This is a genomic window from Pedococcus sp. P3_C7 (assembly GCF_056402615.1).
Genome location: NZ_JBFUHC010000008.1, coordinates 1 through 15432 on the forward strand (window position 1 = coordinate 1; position 15432 = coordinate 15432).

Below are 15432 nucleotides of genomic sequence, written 5' to 3' on the forward strand. Positions count from 1 at the left end.
CCCCCCCCCCCCCCCCCGGCCCTGAGCCGCCACCGACATCGCGTCCCCGGCCGTCGTCCTCGTCGCTGGGTGACATCGAGGTCTCAGCTCGCCTCGCGCGATGCGGGCAGCTGGTAGCGACCGCCTGCGAGCGGCTCGACCAGACCGTCCGCGACCAGTGAGTCGAGGCACCTCTCGCGTTGGATCTCGTTGTCGGACAAGGCCTCCAGCGTGGCGCGCTGCACAGGCGTGTCGCTCGCGCGCAGCACCGCGAGCAGCGCCCCACGCAGCTGGCGGTCCGTGCCCTCCCAGGCCTGGCCCTTGCGGGCCGGACCTCGGTGTGCCGGCCGGCCGGCGRCCTGCCAGGCGCACAGGTCCGCCACGGGACAGTCCGAGCACCGCGGCGACCGGGCGCTGCAGACGAGTGCTCCGAGCTCCATCACCGCGACGCTCCACGTGCGGGCCTCGGCGGCATCGATCGGCACGAGGCCGGCGGCAACGGTGAGCTCGGCCCTGGTCGGTGACGGCGCGGCATACTCCTCGCCTGCCACGACGCGGGCCAGCACGCGGCGCACGTTGGTGTCGACGACCGTGGTCCGCTCGCCGAAGGCGAAGGTGGCGACGGCGGCGGCGGTGTAGGTCCCGACCCCGGGCAGGGCGAGGAGCTCGACCTCGGTCGAGGGGACGGCTCCCGCATGGTGCTCGGTCATCGCCACGGCGGCGGCGTGCAGCCGCAGGGCCCGGGGGGGGTAACCCAGTCGGCCCCACGCGCGGACCGCCTCACCAGGCGGGTCGGCCGCCAGGTCGCCCGGCGTGGGCCAGCGCGCCAGCCACTCGCGCCAGACCGGCTCGACGCGGACCACGGGGGTCTGCTGGAGCATGATCTCGGAGACGAAGATGCCCCAGGGAGTGGCGTCCGGACGGCGCCACGGGAGGTCGCGGGCGGACACGGCGTACCACTCCAGCACCCGGTGGTGCAGGTGCTCAGGAGCGGTGCGGGTGCTCACACGTAGCGTTCGAGGATGCTCGACTCGGCCAGCCGGGACAGGCCCTCGCGGACGGCGCGGGCCCGGCCCTCGCCGACTCCCTCGACGTCCATGAGCTCCTCGAGGTTGGCGGCCAGCAGCTTCTGCAGGCTGCCGAAGTGCTCGACCAGCCGGTCGACGATCGCGCCGGGGAGGCGGGGCACCTTGGTGAGCAGGCGGTAGCCGCACGGGCTCACCGCCGAGTCGAGGGAGTCGCCGCCGACCGCGAACCCGACGGCCTTGGCCCCGGCGGACAGGTCGAGCAGCTCGGTGGAGGTGAGCTCCTCGAGGGCGGCCATCGCCTCGTCGAGCGTCAGGTCGGTCTTGGTGACGGGGAGGTAGTCGCGGACGACGAGCTCGCGGTCGTTGCCGAGGCCGCCGGTGAGCTCCTCGAGCTGGAGGGTGAGCAGGCGCCCGTCGACGCCGAGCTCGACGACGTAGCCGGAGATCTCGTCGCGGATCCGCCGCACCATCTCAAGGCGCTGGAGCACGCTGGCGACGTCGCGGACGGTGACGAGGTCCTCGATCTCGAGGGCCGAAAGGGTGCCGGTGACCTCGTCGAGGCGCGACTTGTAGCGCTCGAGGGTCTGCAGTGCCTGGTTGGCGCGGGAGAGGATCGCGCTGGAGTCCTCGAGCACGTGGCGGCGGCCGTCGACGTAGATCGCGACGATCCGCATCGACTGGCTCACCGAGATGACGGGGTAGCCGGTCTGCTTGGCGACCCGCTCGGCGGTGCGGTGACGCGTGCCCGACTCGCTCGTCTCGATCGAGGGGTCGGGGACCAGCTGCGTGGCTGCCCGAAGGATGCGCGAGGCCTCACGGTCGAGCACGATCCCGCCGTCCATCTTGGCCAGCTCACGCAGGCGGGTGGCGGAGAACTCGACGTCGAGCGGGAAGCCGCCGGTTGACAGCTGCTCCACGGTCCGGTCGTGGCCGAGGACGATCAGGGCACCGGTGCGCCCCCTCAGGATGCGCTCGAGCCCGTCACGCAGCTCGGTGCCGGGTGCCACGGCGGCGAGGGTGGCGCGCAGCACCTCGTCCTCGCGAAGATCCACTGGTCAAACCCCTTTGGTGCCGCTGGCGTCGGTCTGGCGCGAGTCTAACTGTGCACGGGCTGCAGCGCCGCGCGCACCGCGGTCCGAATGTCGTCGCACTCGATCACCTGCATGCCCTCGGGCGTCGGGGCCGTGCCGAGGACGCCCGAGGGGACGTAGGCGGTGCGGAACCCCAGTCGTCCCGCCTCCGCCAACCGACGGGGTATGCCGGTCACCGGCCTGATCTCGCCGGCGAGCCCGAGCTCACCGAAGGCGATGGCGTTGTCGGGCAGCGGCTGGTCCTTGACGGCGCTGGCCACCGCGAGGGCGATCGCCAGGTCGGAGGCGGGCTCGGTGAGCCGCACACCGCCCACCGTGGAGAGGTAGACGTCGGCGTTGCCGATGGGCGCCTGGGCTCGCTTGGCCAGGACGGCGATGATCATCGCGACCCGGGCCGAGTCCAACCCGCTGGTGGCGCGCCGCGGCGTGGGGATCTCGCTCTTGGCGACCAGCGCCTGGACCTCGGTCATCAGCGGCCGGCGACCCTCGAGGGTCACGGTCACACAGGTGCCGGGCACGCTGAGGGTGCCCCGAGACAGGAAGAGCCCACTGGGGTCGGCCAGCCCCACGATGCCGATGTCGGACAGGTCGAAGCAGCCGACCTCGTCGGTGGGGCCGTAGCGGTTCTTGACCGCCCGCACGAGGCGCAGGCGGGAGTGCCGGTCACCCTCGAACTGCACGACCACGTCGACGAGGTGCTCGAGGACGCGGGGGCCGGCGATCGACCCGTCCTTGGTCACGTGGCCGACCAGGAGGGTGGCGATCCCGCGTGACTTGGCCACCTGGATCAGGGAGGCCGCGACCTCACGGACCTGGGTGACGTTGCCGGCCGACCCCTCGACGTCGCCGCTGGAGATCGTCTGCACGGAGTCGACGATCACGAGGTCGGGCTGCACCGCGTCGATCTGGCCGAGCACGGTCGCGAGATCGGTCTCCGACGCCAGGAACAACGAGGAGGCCATCGCCTCGATCCGCTCGGCCCGCATCCGCACCTGGGCCGCGGACTCCTCGCCGGTGACGTAGAGGACGGTGCGGCCGTTGCCCGACCTGGCCGCGCGGGCGGCCACGTCGAGCAGCAGCGTGGACTTGCCGATGCCGGGCTCGCCCGCCACGAGCACCACCGCCCCGGGCACGAGGCCGCCGCCGAGCACCCGGTCGAACTCACTGACGCCGGTGCTGACCGCCTCGGCTCGACGGGCGTCGACCTGACCGATGGGCACGGCGGGCCGCTCCACGCGGGCGGCAGCGGTGGTGCGCACGGTGACGGCGCCGATCTCGCTGACGCTGCCCCAGGACTGGCACTCGCCGCAGCGGCCGACCCACTTCACGGCGGTCCAGCCGCACTCGGAGCAGCGGAAACCGCTCGACCTGGTCGTCGTCTTCGCTGCCATGCACGACAACCTACGGCGCGGCACCGACAGGCCTGCGGACCGGCCGCGCGACCTGCCGGAGCCCAGTGGTTCAGTGCCCTTCGGCGACCTTCTTGAGGCCGTCGAGCATGCCCTGCCAGTTCTGCGAGAACTGCTCGGCCTGCTTGGCGCTGTCGCAGCCGTCCTGGGTGAGCTGGACCGTCGTGCCCCCACCGTCCGGCGACAGCTCGTAGCGCACGCGGTGGTAGTTCTCGGGGATGTCCTCGTCCCCGGTCATCGGGCTGTAGTGGGTGACCTCGAGCAGCCGTCCGGGCTCGGCCTGCAGCACCTCGCCCTTGTCCTGGTAGGGCTTGCCCTCCCACTCCCCGGTCCAGGTGATCGGGCTGCCGGGCTGCCAGTCGCTGGCGACCTCGCTGCCCATCATGTACTCGGCGACGAGCTTGGGTTCGGTCATCGCCTGCCAGACCCTGTCGGGGTCGGCGTCGATGGTGGTGCTGGCAGTGGCCACGTGGTCGGTCATGGTGCCTCCTGGGGGGTCCGGGGTGTCCGGTTCCATCCACCTTGTCCCCCGACGGTGCCCGTGTCCAGACCTCGGGCGTCACCCGGGTGGCCGTCGACACCACCGCGTCAGTAGTGGCGCCACCACAGGCTGACGGCGTAGTCGACCCCGGTGCCCTCGTGCTCCGCGAGGATGCCCTCCGCTGCCGTCTCGGGGAACTCGATCCGCACCACCGACTCGAACTCCTCGCGCGAGTCGAACTCCCAGTCGATCACCAGCCGCTCGCGTGACCACCCCTGGCGGGCCCAGAAACGTTCCACCGCAACGGGATCGTAGGAGGGGTTGGCCCGCGTGAACCACCTGCCGAAGGTCGAGCGGGTGGCGTCGTTGTCGATCACGTATGCCGTCCCACCGGGTCGCAGGACCCGCTCCAGCTCGCGCAGGCCGGGTTCACAGCCGGCGCCGAAGAAGTAGGCCCACCGGGCATGGGCGATGTCCATGGAGGCATCGGCCAGCGGCAGGGACTGGGCGGCACCCTCGACGACCCGCACGTCCGGCATACCTGAGATGCGTTGCTCCGCAAGGGAAACCAGTGGAGGGTGCGGCTCCACGCCGACCACGCTCGCGCAGCCGAGCGAGGCGAACCGGGGCAGGTGGAACCCGGTCCCGCAGCCGACGTCGACGAGGTCCGCGCCGGCGAACGGGTGCAGCGACGCCATCGCGGCCTCGATGAGCCCGGCGCGGTCGACGCCGAGGTTCTCGACCTCGTAGACGTCAGGGGAGTCCCAGATGTTGGGGCTGCGTGTCAGCTCCGCTGGCGGACCTGCTGGCTCCGGCGGCTCCGGCGTCGAGCTCATCGGGACTTGCGGGCCTCTTGCGCGGCCAGCGTCGCGGGATGCACCAGGAGGGGGAGCATCTTGCGCGAGTAGGCGTTTCGGGCAGCCTTCACGCTCGCGAGGTGCGCCTCACAGCGGATCTCGAGCTCGGCGTAGGCGTCCTCACCCATCAGCTCGACCAGCTCAGCGCGGTTGCTGCGGAACACCGGCTCCCGGCCGACGTGGGCCTCGGGGTTGCTCGAGCAGTACCAGTCGAGGTCGTGGCCACCGGGCCCCCAGCCGCGGCGGTCGTACTCGGTGATGGTGACCTCCTGCCAGCTCGACCCGTCAGGCATCTCCACCTTGCGGTAGGTGCGGCGGATCGGTAGCTGCCAGCAGACGTCCGGCTTGACGGTGTGCGGCTCCTTGCCCGTGAGCACCGCGTGCTGGTGCAGCGCGCAGCCGGCACCGGCGGGGAACCCCGGCCGGTTGAGGAAGATGCAGGCGCCGTCGACGACCTTGGTCTTGAGGGCGTCGTCCTCCTTCTCGGTCCAGGCGGCGAGCTTGGTCGAGCCGGGGTGCAGCTGCCACTCGTCCTCGCCGAGCTCCTTGACGACCTTCTTGACCCGCTTGACGTCGTCGTCGTCGGTGAAGTGGGCGCCCAGGGTGCAGCACCCGTCGTCCGGTCGGCCGGCGTAGATCCCCTGGCAGCCGTTGCCGAAGATGCACGTCCAGCTCGACGTCAGCCAGGTCAGGTCGCAGCGGAACCGCTGGCCCGTGTCGGCGGGATCGGTGAATTCCACCCAGATGCGGGCGGTGTCGAGCGGGGTCTCAGGCACATTCGCAACCTTACGTCGCGCAGTGCGCCGCACTCGGCGTGGCCCGTATGCCGGTCGTGCCCCAGAGGCGGCAGACCGCCGCCCGAGAGGCGGCAGACCGCCTCCCCGGGAGGCGCCGCACCGCCTCCCGGGCGCGGGCCTTCAGCCGATCGGTGCGGGCACCGGACCGGAGGGGTCGAACTGCAGGGGCACCGGCGCCGGTTGCCGCCGCGGCGTCGTGATGCCCTTCTCGGTGCGGCCGTCGACCTCCAGCTTGCCGCCGACGAGTGACACCGTGACGTGGGCCGCGGTGGCGCCCGGGGTGTCGACCGCGTCCACGGTCACCGACAGCCCGCCCTCGACGACCGTGCCCCGGCCCACGAAGCCGACCTCACCGGTCGGCCGCGCCACGGTCACGGCCAGGCCGTCTCCGTCGGGCCGGGTCAGCACCACCCAACGGACGAAGGTCGTGCCCATCGACTCGTTGACGCCGAGCAGCGCGCCGGCGATGCCGGGCGCCGACGCGAGCGACTCCGGGTCCTTGCCTGCGAGCACCACGTGCGTGCGGTCCCCACAGCTGAACGCACCCACGGGCGCGGCGCCCTCGGGCACCAGCGACCGCCAGGGCAGGTCCGCGGTGGCGGCCTTCCGCGCGACGGGAAGCTCGACCGGCTTGACGCGGGTCTTGACCCGCGCCGTCACCGGCAGCACCGGAGCGGTCTCACCGGGGAGCTGTTGTCGGGGGTCGGCCGGGTCGACGGCCGCTCCCACCCGGTGGGCGAGCAGGCGTGCCGAGGCGCTCGCGCGAGTGCTGGCGTGCGGCCAGTCAGCGAGCTCGCTCGCCGTCCGCAGTCGCCGCACGTCACTGCGAGCGCCCAGGTTGGTGAGGCCTGCGGACGCCGCCGCGACGAGCTGGCCGTCCTCGGCCTGGTCGACCACCTTGCGCAGGGCGCGCAGCGAGGTCGCTGACTGCACCTGTGCCAGGCCCTTGGCCGCAGCGACCCGCACCTGCGGTTCGTGATGGTCCGAGACCACCTTGGCCAGGGCGTTGGTGGCCCGGCGCCCGGCGACCTTCTCCGGGCCGGCGGCGGCCGCCTCGGACAGGATGGCGATCGCTGCCCCGGGGGTCAGTGTGGTGGGTTTGCCGGCGAGGGCCGCGATGGCCCCCGACACGGTGCGGTCCTTGCGGGACCCGATGATGACTGACATGTCGCCTCCTAGCAGGGGTTCTTCATGCGGCAGTGGTCCCGCATGTTGTCGGCTTCGGACGTGGTGATGACGCCCCCGTTGGGGATCGTCGGGTTCATCAGGGCCGTGGAGCTGTTGCGGTGGCTGAGGCCGAGGTAGTGGCCCAGCTCGTGCGCAGTGGCGAAGTCGGAGACCCCGCCCCCCGCGTTCATCTCGACGACGCTGCCGTCCATCCCCTTGGCGTTCTTGTCGCACGGACCGTCGACCCGGGACAGGCCGGCGGTGCTGCCGACGTACATCCGGACGAAGAACAGGTCCAGCGCGTCGTTGGGCACGGTCCACTCGTCGGTGAGCGTCTCGGCCTCCCCGTCGGAGTTGATGACGTCCCGCCCGTTGGCGTCGCCGGTCGAGATGACGAAGTGCTGGATCCGCCCGACCCCCATCGACCGGCCGGCACCGGCATACAGGTCCCGGGTCTTGGCGACGGCGCGGTCGATCTCCACCGCGTCGTTGAAGGTGAACTGGTCGGACCCGACCTGGATGCAGTTCACGTGGACGAACTTGCTCCCGAGCCGGTCCAGCTGGGTCTTCAGCGACACGGGGACCGAGTTGGTCAGCTGCCCCATGAAGTCACGGCGGACCGAGAGTGGCGACGTCGCGATGCCGATGCAGGCGGCGCGTTGGCGAAGGCTGGCCACGGGTCAGCCCTCGAGCTTCTTGATTCTGGCGTCGAGGTGCTTGATGAGGTCGCTGTAGCGGGCGAGCGTGTCCTCGAGGCTGAGGTGGCCGAACGGGCTCTTCACCGTCAGCGTGCCGTTGACGACGACCGCCCCGTTGATCTTCAGGGGTCCGTTGATGGTCACCCCGCCCGGGTAGTCGTGCGCCCAGTTGATGGTCAGGCCGTCGTCGAAGTCGTGCACGAGTGCCCGTCGCCACGGCGTGGAGCTCTTGCGCCGCGCCGCGTGGTCGAGCACCACGTCGGCCTGGTGACAGGTCAGCCGGAACCCCTCGACCGTGACGCCACCGGGGTAGTCCGAGTCCCAGTTCAGCGTCATGCCGTCCTTGAAGTCGTGCACGATCGCGCGGCGCTGCCCAGCACCGGTGGAGCGACGGCTCGGCGCGTCGATGACGACATCGGCGGCGGTCGTCTTGAAGACGTCCCCCTGGGCCGTCGTGGTGTTCCCGTCCAGACGCAGGTCTGCATCCATGCTTGTTCCCCCCTGTTCGACAAGGCCCCGACGGCCCCGTCCCCGCAGGCAAGGAGGCTCGGGAAGGTCTTCGTGATACCTCTGCGGTGAACCGTCCCAGTGGCCGGCCACCTCAGCCGATACCGTGCAGCCATGCGCCTCGGGGTCATCGACGTCGGCTCCAACACCGTCCACCTGCTCGTCGTCGACGCCCATCGCGGGGCCCAGCCCCTCCCCGCCACCTCGCACAAGATCGAGCTGCGGCTCTCCGAACACGTGACCGACGGCGGTGACATCGCCGAGTCGGGCGAGGCCGCGCTCATCGAGTTCATCGGCGAGTGCCTGACGGTTGCGGAGGACCAGGGCGTCGAGGAGGTGATGGCCTTCGTCACGAGTGCGATTCGTGAGGCTCCGAACGGCGAGGAGGTGCTGTCCCGCGTGCGCGCGAGGACCGGGGTGGAGCTCCAGGTGCTCTCCGGTGAGGACGAGGCGCGGCTGACCTTCCTGGCCGCACGTCGGTGGTTCGGCTGGTCGAGCGGCACGCTGCTCGTGGTCGACATCGGTGGCGGGTCGCTCGAGCTCGCCGCCGGCATGGACGAGGACCCCGACGCCGCCGTCTCCCTCCCCCTCGGGGCCGGGCGGCTGACCCGCGACCTCCTCCCCGGTGACCCGCCGACGGCGGAGGTGGTCAGGGAGGCGCGCCGGGCCATCCGGCTGCGCATGGCCGCGGCCATGCGGCCCCTGGCCAAGGCCGGGACCGCCGACCGTGCCGTCGGCACCTCCAAGACGATGCGTTCGCTCGCCCGCGTCACCGGCGCGGCACCGAGCAGCGACGGTCCGTATGCCGCGCGCAGCCTCGAGCGCAGCGCGCTCGCCTCGCTCGTCGCCGACCTCGGCGGGATGACCGCACACCAGCGGGAGCGGCTGTCGGGCGTCTCGGCCAGTCGCTCGCCACAGCTGCTCGCCGGTGCCCTCGTGGCCGAGGCGGCGATGGACCTGCTCGGCCTGGAGCGCCTCGAGATCTGCCCCTGGGCGCTGCGCGAGGGGGTCATCCTGAGCCGACTCGACGCGATGCGCTGACCCGCGCTGGGTAGGCTCGGTGCATGGCCCAAGCCGTGTCGATCCCAGGAGCCACGGTGGCCCTCTCGACCGCGTCGGTCTACCCGGACACTTGCGCGTCGGCCTTCGCCACGGCGGCCCGGCTCGGCTACGACGCCGTCGAGGTGATGGTCTGGACCGACCCCGTCTCGCAGGAGGCCGGCGCGCTCGCGGCGCTGTCCCGGCTCCACGGCATACCCGTCGTGTCGGTGCACGCACCCACGCTCCTGCTCACCCAGCGCATCTGGGGACCCGACCCGTGGACCAAGGTGGACAACTCGATCGCCCTGGCCCAGGAGGTGGGGGCGTCAACGGTGGTGCTGCACCCACCCTTCCGGTGGCAGAAGGAGTACGCCGGCGAGTTCGTCGAGGGGGTGGCGGTGCGCGAGCACGAGACCGGCGTCGCACTGGCCGTCGAGAACATGTTTCCCTGGCGCGCCCGGCAGCGGGAGTTCGAGGCCTACCTACCGCACTGGGACCCGGTGCCCCAGGCCTACGACAACGTCACCCTCGACCTCTCGCACACGTCGACGGCGGGCTCCGACGCCATGGCCATGGCCGCGGCACTCGGGCCCCGGCTCGCCCACGTCCACCTCGCCGACGGCCTGGGCTCCCTCAAGGACGAGCACCTCGTCCCCGGGCGCGGCACCCAGCCCTGCGCGGAGTTCCTCGAAATGCTTGCGGTGCAACAGTTCTCGGGGTCGGTCGTCGTCGAGGTGGGGACCCGCAAGCTCACCCAGGAGCAGCGGGAGGTCGACCTCGCCGAGTCGCTGGCGTTCGCCCGGCTGCACCTCGCGACCGCGACGACGGTCGGCGCGTCATGAGCCCCCGTGGACGCCGCCCCGGAGGTGTGGACACGCGCCAGGCCATCGTCGAGGCCGCCCGGGTCGACTTCGCCGACCAGGGCTACGACGGCACCTCGCTGCGTGGCATCGCCCGCCGGGCTGCGGTCGACCCGGCCCTGGTGCACCACTACTTCGGCGGCAAGGCGCAGCTGTTCGCGGCCGTGATGGACATCCCGGCCGACCCCGCGGCCCTGATCAGCGCCGTGGTCGAGGGGCCACGGGACCAGGTGGGCGAGGCGCTGGTGCGGACCTTCCTCGCGGTCTGGGACTCCGAGGACGGGAGGCAGCGCTTCCAGGCCCTGATGCGGGCGGCGGTCAGCCACGAGGAGGCGACCCGGATGCTGCGCGAGTTCCTGACCCGCGAGGTCTTCGGCAGGGTGCTGCAGGCGATGGCAGCCGATGGCGACCGGCCGGCCGACCTCGAGCTGCGCGCCGGTCTGGCGGCGTCCCAGATGGTCGGGCTGGCGATGATGCGCTACATCGTGGAGTTCCCGGCCGTGGTGGACGCCGAGCACGACGAGCTGGCCGCTCTGGTCGGGCCCACGATCCAGCGCTACCTCGCCCCGTAGGGCGACTCCGCGGCATACCGGCGGACGACCAGGCTCGGCAGGTGCGCGGGTTGGGTCGTGCTCGCGCCTGTCGCCCCGCCCCCGGCCATGGTCGTCCGGCGGCGGCTGACAAAGGTCTTGTCCGGGCGAAGGAGCAGCGCTATATTCATCGCATGATGAAAAACGCCATCGAGATCACGAACCTCCGCGTGGTGCGCGGCGGTCGTGAGGTGCTGCCCGACCTGACCATGTCGGTCCCGGCCGGCCAGGTGGTCGGACTGCTGGGGCCCAGCGGCAGCGGCAAGTCGACCCTGATCCGGGCGGTCGTGGGGGTCCAGATCGTCGAGTCCGGCGACGTCACGGTGCTCGGGGAGCCCGCGGGCTCGCCGTCGCTGCGCAACCGGATCGGCTACGTCACCCAGACGCCCAGCGTCTACGACGACCTGTCCGTGCGGGCCAACGTCCGCTACTTCGCCAACATACTCGGGGCGGCCCCGACGGCAGCCGACGAGGCCATCGAGGCCGTCGACCTCACGAGCCACGCCGACTCCCTGGTCGGTCGCCTGTCCGGTGGGCAACGGTCACGGGTCTCGCTCGCGGCCGCGCTCGTCGGCGACCCCGAGCTGCTGGTCCTCGACGAACCCACGGTCGGCCTCGACCCGGTGCTTCGGCGCGACCTGTGGGAGCTGTTCAAACGCCTTGCGGGCCAAGGGCGTTCGCTGCTGGTGTCGAGCCACGTGATGGACGAGGCGAGTCGCTGCGACCGCCTGCTCCTGCTGCGTGAGGGTCGCATCATGGCCGACGACACCCTGCCCGAGCTGCTCGCCCGCACTGGCGCCGACGACGCCGAGCACGCCTTCCTGTCCCTGATCGACCGCGCCGAGGAGACTGCCCGATGAACGCCCACCGCACCCTCGTCACGGCCGGCCGGGTCCTGGCCCAGCTGCGTGCCGACCACCGGACCATCGGGCTGATGCTCGTCGTCCCCTGCGTGCTGATCGGCCTGCTGGCCTGGATCTTCAACGGCACCCCGGTCTTCGACGGCCTCGGGGCACCATTGCTCGGTGTGTTCCCGTTCGTGGTGATGTTCATCGTCACGAGCGTCGCGACCCTCCGTGAGCGGACGTCGGGGACCCTCGAGCGGCTGCTCACCACGCCGATGGGCAAGGGGGACTTCATGTTCGGCTACGCCCTCGCCTTCGGGGTGATGGCGGTCCTGCAGGCCCTGATCGCGACGGCCTTCGCGGTCTACGTGTGCGGCCTCGACGTCGCCGGTCCCGCGTGGCAGCTCGTGGTGGTGGCCGTGCTCGACGCCCTGCTGGGGACCGCGCTGGGCCTGCTCGCGAGCGGCTTCGCGCGCACCGAGTTCCAGGCGGTGCAGTTCATGCCGGCGTTCGTGCTGCCGCAGTTCCTGCTGTGCGGACTGCTCGTGGCCCGCGACGGGCTGCCGGACGTCCTGCGCTGGCTCTCCGACGTGCTGCCCCTGTCGTATGCCGTGGACGCCATGAAGTCGGTGACGTCCAGCCCCACCCCGGGCGCCGACGTGACCGCGGACGCTGCCGTCATCGGCCTGTGGGTGCTGGTCGCGCTGGTCCTCGGCAGCCTCACCCTGCGTCGCCGCACCGCCTGAGGCGGGCGCGGCACCCCGCGGCGCGGCATACCTGCTGGTTGGCGGTTAGCCTTGTCGGCGGCCGCGACCTCCGCGGCGCCCGGTCGGAAGGACTCACGTGGACGCCAGTGACCTGCTGCGCAACAGCCTGCTCCAGCTCTCCAAGAGCGGCGCTGTGCGACAGACGATCGAGAAGGCGCCGGTGAGCCGCAGCGTGGTCAGGCGGTTCGTCCCCGGCGACCGCACGCAGGACGCCGTCAGCGCGACCGCCGAGCTGCGCGCAACCAACCGGCTCGCGACGATCGACTACCTGGGCGAGGACACCGCCGACCTCACCCAGGCGATCCGCACCCGTGACCACTACATCGAGCTGCTCGAGGCGCTCGCGGACGCCGACCTGTCGCAGCACGGCATGGGCGAGGTCAGCCTCAAGCTGTCCGCGCTGGGCCAGTACCTCCCCGGCGACGGTCACAAGATCGCCCTCGACCATGCCCGCGAGATCTGCCAGGCGGCGGCGAACGCCGGCACGACGGTGACCCTCGACATGGAGGACCACACGACGACGGACGCCACGCTGGAGTCCTTGCGCGAGCTGCGCCAGGACTTCCCGTGGGTCGGCGCCGTGATCCAGTCCTACCTGCACCGCAGCGAGGCGGACTGCCGCGACCTGGCCCACGAGGGCAGCCGCGTGCGGCTGTGCAAGGGTGCCTACAAGGAGCCCGAATCCGTTGCGTACCAGAGCAGCTCGGACGTCGACCAGAACTACGTGCGCTGCCTCAAGATCCTGATGGCGGGCGACGGCTACCCGATGGTGGCCAGCCACGACCCGCGGCTGGTCGAGATCGCCGGTGCGCTGGCATCGCACCACCAGCGCGACGCCGACAGCTACGAGTACCAGATGCTCTACGGGATCCGGCCCGAGGAGCAGAAGCGGATCGCCGACCGGGGCAACCAGATGCGGGTCTACATCCCCTATGGCGAGGAGTGGTACGGCTACCTCATGCGCCGGATGGCCGAGCGCCCCGCCAACACGGTGTTCTTCCTGCGCGGTCTCGCCACCAAGAACTGAGGCGCACACACCTCCCGCGACTGGAAGACTGCCGCCATGGGAACTGTCGCAATCCTCGGGGCCGGCGTGATGGGCGAGACGCTGCTGTCCGGGCTGATCCGGTCTGGTCGTAGCGCTGACGAGCTCGTCGTGACTGCTCGCCGCCCGGACCGGGCCGACCAGCTGGCCGAGCAGTACGGCGTGCGTGCCATGTCCAACATCGCGGCGGCAGAGGCCGCCGACACCCTGGTCCTGGTCGTCAAGCCGCAGGACATGGGCGGGCTCGTCGAGGAGATCCGCGACCACGTCTCGCCCGGAAACCTCGTGGTCAGCCTCGCCGCGGGCATCCCCACGGCCTACCTCGAGCACCGGCTCCCGGCCGGGGTCGCCGTCGTCCGGGTCATGCCGAACACCCCGGCCCTGGTCGACCAGGGGATGGCTGCCGTGAGCCCCGGTCGCAGTGCCGACGCGGCCCACCTCGAGGAGGCCTCCGAGCTGCTGCGCTCGTGCGGTCGCGTCGTCCAAGTCGCGGAGAAGCACCAGGACGCCGTCACCGCCATCAGCGGCAGCGGACCGGCGTACATCTTCTACGTCGTCGAGGCGATGATCGAGGCGGGCGTGGTGCTGGGGCTGCCCCGGCCGACCGCCACGGAGCTCGTCGTCCAGACGCTGTTCGGTGCGGCGACGATGATGCGCGAGACCGGCCAGCACCCCACCGTCCTGCGCGAGCAGGTCACCTCGCCCGGTGGCACGACGGCCGCGGCGCTGCGCCAGCTCGACGACCACAAGGTGCGGGCCGCCTTCATCACGGCCATGGAGGCTGCCGCCAACCGCTCGCACGAGCTCGCCTCGGGCAACGACTGAGGGACTGCCCCACCCACCCCAGCCGGCCGGGTGCGCGACGGTCGGCGTGCTCGGGGAACTCCCAGTCGGCTCTGGGTGAACACCCAGCAACCCACCTGACCGAACACGCGTGGATCATGCGAGAGTGGGTCCATGAGCGACATCACCGTGCGGTCACTGGGTGAGGACGAGTGGGAGCAGTACCGATCGGTGCGGCTCAGCGCGCTCGAGGAGTCGCCCGACGCCTTCGTGGCGAGCGCCGACGAGGAACGCGGCTACGAGGAAGACTTCTGGCGCCGCAGGATGCGCCGCTCCCAGCGACTGATCGCCGAGCAGGACGGGGCGCCGGTGGGGGTGGCCAGCGTCGGCCAAGCCCGCCAGGAGGGCGAGAAGGACAACGAGAAGGTCGCTGAGCTGTTCGGTCTGTGGGTGGCTCCGACTGCCCGAGGCACCGGTGTGGCGACCCAGCTGGTGCAGGCCGGGGCCGACGCCGCGCGCCAGCAGGGTCGCAGCCACCTCGCCTACTGGGTGGGGGTGGACAACGGCCGCGCGGTCGCCTTCGCCAGCGGCTTCGGCTTCCGCCCGACCGACAGCCGCCGACCGATGCGGGTCAAGGGTGACGACGACGCCGAGGACGAGGTCGCCATGGTGCTTCCCCTCGGCGAGGACCGCGGCGTCCCCAACCTCTGACCGGCAGGTATGCCGCGTGGCCGGCCACGCGGCATACCTCGCCTGGCGGTTGGGGAACGGCTGGCTAGGGGCGTGCGGCGAGGCGGTCGAGCAGGTCGGTCGGGCCGCTGACGATCAACGTGTCGTGGGCCGTCACCTTGGTCTCGGGCACGGCATACGTGAAGTCGCTGCCAGGCGCCTTCACGCCCACGATGGTCACGCCGTACTTGCTGCGGATCGCGCTCTGCTTCAACGTGAAACCGATGGCTTCCTGCGGCGGCTTCATCTTGACGATGGCAAAGCCGTCGTCGAACTCGATGTAGTCCATCAGCTTGCCGTTGAGCAGGTGCGCGACGCGGCGGCCGCTGTCGACCTCGGGGGAGATGACGTGGTGGACGCCGATGCGCTCGAGGATGCGGGCGTGCTCGGGGGAGAGCGCCTTGGCCCAGATGGTGGGGATGCCGGCGTCCACGAGGTTCATCGCGCACAGCACCGAGGCCTCGACCGACGAGCCGATGCCGACGACCGCGATCTGGAAGCTGCGGGCCTTGAGGTTGGCGACCGACTGCGGCTGGGCCGCGTCGGCCTGGACGATGCGACCCACCTTGCCCAGGAACGACTCCGCGAGGTGAGGGTCGCGCTCGACGCCGACGACGTGGTGCCCGAGCTTCGTCAGCTCGATCGCGACCGCACTGCCGAACCGGCCGAGGCCGATGACGAGGACGTCGTCCTCGTAGAGCTTCTTCGCCACTGCGGTCCTCCGCGGCATCGGGGATGGTGAGACCTCCCACGCTAGC

19 protein-coding genes are annotated in these 15432 nt (G+C 71.5%); 8 read left to right on the forward strand and 11 right to left on the reverse strand.

Annotated elements, in window-relative coordinates; genetic code table 11:
* Positions 1–83 precede the first annotated feature (83 nt).
* The 9 genes from AC1DS4_RS11810 to AC1DS4_RS11850 all read right to left on the reverse strand — a co-directional run bounded on the left by AC1DS4_RS11810 (position 84) and on the right by AC1DS4_RS11850 (position 7996).
* Positions 84–986 (reverse strand): HhH-GPD family protein, encoded by a 903-nt coding sequence (locus tag AC1DS4_RS11810; protein ID WP_477646044.1) that lies wholly within the window; start codon positions 984–986, stop codon positions 84–86.
* The gene (gene disA / locus AC1DS4_RS11815; RefSeq protein ID WP_477613780.1) at positions 983–2059 is read right to left on the reverse strand and encodes a DNA integrity scanning diadenylate cyclase DisA; all 1077 of its coding nucleotides are present in this window, start codon (positions 2057–2059) and stop codon (positions 983–985) included. The genes AC1DS4_RS11810 and disA overlap by 4 nt, the downstream gene beginning before the upstream one ends.
* 44 nt (positions 2060–2103) lie before the next feature.
* Entirely contained in the window at positions 2104–3489 is a 1386-nt protein-coding gene (gene radA / locus AC1DS4_RS11820; protein ID WP_477633272.1) for a DNA repair protein RadA, read from the reverse strand.
* 70 nt (positions 3490–3559) lie between these two features.
* Entirely contained in the window at positions 3560–3988 is a 429-nt protein-coding gene (locus AC1DS4_RS11825) for an SRPBCC family protein (RefSeq protein ID WP_477633271.1), read from the reverse strand.
* Between the two features lie 107 nt (positions 3989–4095).
* The gene (locus tag AC1DS4_RS11830; protein ID WP_477633270.1) at positions 4096–4824 is read right to left on the reverse strand and encodes a class I SAM-dependent methyltransferase; all 729 of its coding nucleotides are present in this window, start codon (positions 4822–4824) and stop codon (positions 4096–4098) included.
* A complete protein-coding gene (locus AC1DS4_RS11835) occupies positions 4821–5621 on the reverse strand; it encodes a DUF3109 family protein (RefSeq protein WP_477633269.1) in 801 nt (266 codons plus the stop codon). The genes AC1DS4_RS11830 and AC1DS4_RS11835 overlap by 4 nt, the downstream gene beginning before the upstream one ends.
* Before the next feature lie 141 nt (positions 5622–5762).
* The gene (locus tag AC1DS4_RS11840; protein WP_477633268.1) at positions 5763–6809 is read right to left on the reverse strand and encodes a hypothetical protein; all 1047 of its coding nucleotides are present in this window, start codon (positions 6807–6809) and stop codon (positions 5763–5765) included.
* 8 nt (positions 6810–6817) lie between these two features.
* Positions 6818–7486, reverse strand: a complete 669-nt coding sequence (locus tag AC1DS4_RS11845; protein ID WP_477633267.1) for a matrixin family metalloprotease — start codon at positions 7484–7486, stop codon at positions 6818–6820.
* A 3-nt stretch (positions 7487–7489) separates the two neighbouring features.
* Positions 7490–7996 carry a hypothetical protein gene (locus AC1DS4_RS11850; RefSeq protein WP_477613773.1) on the reverse strand — a complete coding sequence of 169 codons (507 nt, stop codon included), beginning with the start codon at positions 7994–7996 and terminating at the stop codon, positions 7490–7492.
* A gap of 132 nt (positions 7997–8128) precedes the next feature.
* Between AC1DS4_RS11850 and AC1DS4_RS11855 the strand changes: the two genes are divergently transcribed.
* From AC1DS4_RS11855 to AC1DS4_RS11865, 3 genes are read left to right on the forward strand one after another with little or no spacing between them, the layout of a single operon-like run.
* Positions 8129–9055: a Ppx/GppA family phosphatase gene (locus AC1DS4_RS11855; protein WP_477613772.1), complete on the forward strand. Its 927-nt coding sequence runs from the start codon at positions 8129–8131 to the stop codon at positions 9053–9055.
* Positions 9056–9078: 23 nt separating this feature from the next.
* The gene (locus AC1DS4_RS11860) at positions 9079–9897 is read left to right on the forward strand and encodes a sugar phosphate isomerase/epimerase family protein (RefSeq protein ID WP_477633266.1); all 819 of its coding nucleotides are present in this window, start codon (positions 9079–9081) and stop codon (positions 9895–9897) included.
* Complete coding sequence (locus tag AC1DS4_RS11865) at positions 9894–10487, forward strand: TetR/AcrR family transcriptional regulator (protein WP_477633265.1); 594 nt, start codon at positions 9894–9896, stop codon at positions 10485–10487. Before AC1DS4_RS11860 ends, AC1DS4_RS11865 begins: the two co-directional genes overlap by 4 nt.
* Here the strand turns inward: AC1DS4_RS11865 and AC1DS4_RS11870 are convergent.
* Positions 10472–10636 (reverse strand): hypothetical protein, encoded by a 165-nt coding sequence (locus AC1DS4_RS11870; RefSeq protein ID WP_477633264.1) that lies wholly within the window; start codon positions 10634–10636, stop codon positions 10472–10474. The genes AC1DS4_RS11865 and AC1DS4_RS11870 overlap by 16 nt on opposite strands.
* Positions 10637–10639: 3 nt before the next feature.
* On the opposite strand from AC1DS4_RS11870, the gene AC1DS4_RS11875 reads away from it, so the two are divergent.
* The 5 genes from AC1DS4_RS11875 (at position 10640) to AC1DS4_RS11895 (ending at position 14656) form a co-directional block, all read left to right on the forward strand.
* Positions 10640–11365 (forward strand): ABC transporter ATP-binding protein, encoded by a 726-nt coding sequence (locus tag AC1DS4_RS11875; RefSeq protein WP_477633263.1) that lies wholly within the window; start codon positions 10640–10642, stop codon positions 11363–11365.
* Complete coding sequence (locus AC1DS4_RS11880; RefSeq protein WP_477613768.1) at positions 11362–12096, forward strand: ABC transporter permease; 735 nt, start codon at positions 11362–11364, stop codon at positions 12094–12096. Before AC1DS4_RS11875 ends, AC1DS4_RS11880 begins: the two co-directional genes overlap by 4 nt.
* A gap of 97 nt (positions 12097–12193) precedes the next feature.
* Positions 12194–13144, forward strand: coding sequence for a proline dehydrogenase family protein (locus tag AC1DS4_RS11885; RefSeq protein WP_477633262.1), 951 nt, complete (start codon positions 12194–12196; stop codon positions 13142–13144).
* 36 nt (positions 13145–13180) lie between these two features.
* Positions 13181–13987 carry a pyrroline-5-carboxylate reductase gene (proC, locus tag AC1DS4_RS11890; protein WP_477613766.1) on the forward strand — a complete coding sequence of 269 codons (807 nt, stop codon included), beginning with the start codon at positions 13181–13183 and terminating at the stop codon, positions 13985–13987.
* A 132-nt stretch (positions 13988–14119) separates the two neighbouring features.
* On the forward strand, positions 14120–14656 hold the full coding sequence (locus AC1DS4_RS11895; RefSeq protein WP_477633261.1) for an N-acetyltransferase family protein: 537 nt from the start codon (positions 14120–14122) through the stop codon (positions 14654–14656).
* A 64-nt stretch (positions 14657–14720) separates the two neighbouring features.
* Here the strand turns inward: AC1DS4_RS11895 and AC1DS4_RS11900 are convergent, their stop codons facing one another.
* Positions 14721–15404, reverse strand: a complete 684-nt coding sequence (locus AC1DS4_RS11900) for a potassium channel family protein (protein ID WP_477613764.1) — start codon at positions 15402–15404, stop codon at positions 14721–14723.
* Positions 15405–15432 lie beyond the last annotated feature (28 nt).

Excerpts from the sequence above, each read along its gene's own strand:
- radA (WP_477633272.1), bottom strand. The coding sequence starts at position 3,489 with ATGGCAGCGAAGACGACGACCAGGTCGAGCGGTTTCCGCTGCTCCGAG.
- AC1DS4_RS11825 (WP_477633271.1), bottom strand. The coding sequence starts at position 3,988 with ATGACCGACCACGTGGCCACTGCCAGCACCACCATCGACGCCGACCCC.
- AC1DS4_RS11830 (WP_477633270.1), bottom strand. The coding sequence starts at position 4,824 with ATGAGCTCGACGCCGGAGCCGCCGGAGCCAGCAGGTCCGCCAGCGGAG.
- AC1DS4_RS11840 (WP_477633268.1), bottom strand. The coding sequence starts at position 6,809 with ATGTCAGTCATCATCGGGTCCCGCAAGGACCGCACCGTGTCGGGGGCC.
- AC1DS4_RS11850 (WP_477613773.1), bottom strand. The coding sequence starts at position 7,996 with ATGGATGCAGACCTGCGTCTGGACGGGAACACCACGACGGCCCAGGGG.
- AC1DS4_RS11855 (WP_477613772.1), top strand. The coding sequence starts at position 8,129 with ATGCGCCTCGGGGTCATCGACGTCGGCTCCAACACCGTCCACCTGCTC.
- AC1DS4_RS11860 (WP_477633266.1), top strand. The coding sequence starts at position 9,079 with ATGGCCCAAGCCGTGTCGATCCCAGGAGCCACGGTGGCCCTCTCGACC.
- AC1DS4_RS11865 (WP_477633265.1), top strand. The coding sequence starts at position 9,894 with ATGAGCCCCCGTGGACGCCGCCCCGGAGGTGTGGACACGCGCCAGGCC.
- AC1DS4_RS11870 (WP_477633264.1), bottom strand. The coding sequence starts at position 10,636 with ATGAATATAGCGCTGCTCCTTCGCCCGGACAAGACCTTTGTCAGCCGC.
- AC1DS4_RS11875 (WP_477633263.1), top strand. The coding sequence starts at position 10,640 with ATGATGAAAAACGCCATCGAGATCACGAACCTCCGCGTGGTGCGCGGC.
- AC1DS4_RS11880 (WP_477613768.1), top strand. The coding sequence starts at position 11,362 with ATGAACGCCCACCGCACCCTCGTCACGGCCGGCCGGGTCCTGGCCCAG.
- proC (WP_477613766.1), top strand. The coding sequence starts at position 13,181 with ATGGGAACTGTCGCAATCCTCGGGGCCGGCGTGATGGGCGAGACGCTG.
- AC1DS4_RS11895 (WP_477633261.1), top strand. The coding sequence starts at position 14,120 with ATGAGCGACATCACCGTGCGGTCACTGGGTGAGGACGAGTGGGAGCAG.
- AC1DS4_RS11900 (WP_477613764.1), bottom strand. The coding sequence starts at position 15,404 with ATGCCGCGGAGGACCGCAGTGGCGAAGAAGCTCTACGAGGACGACGTC.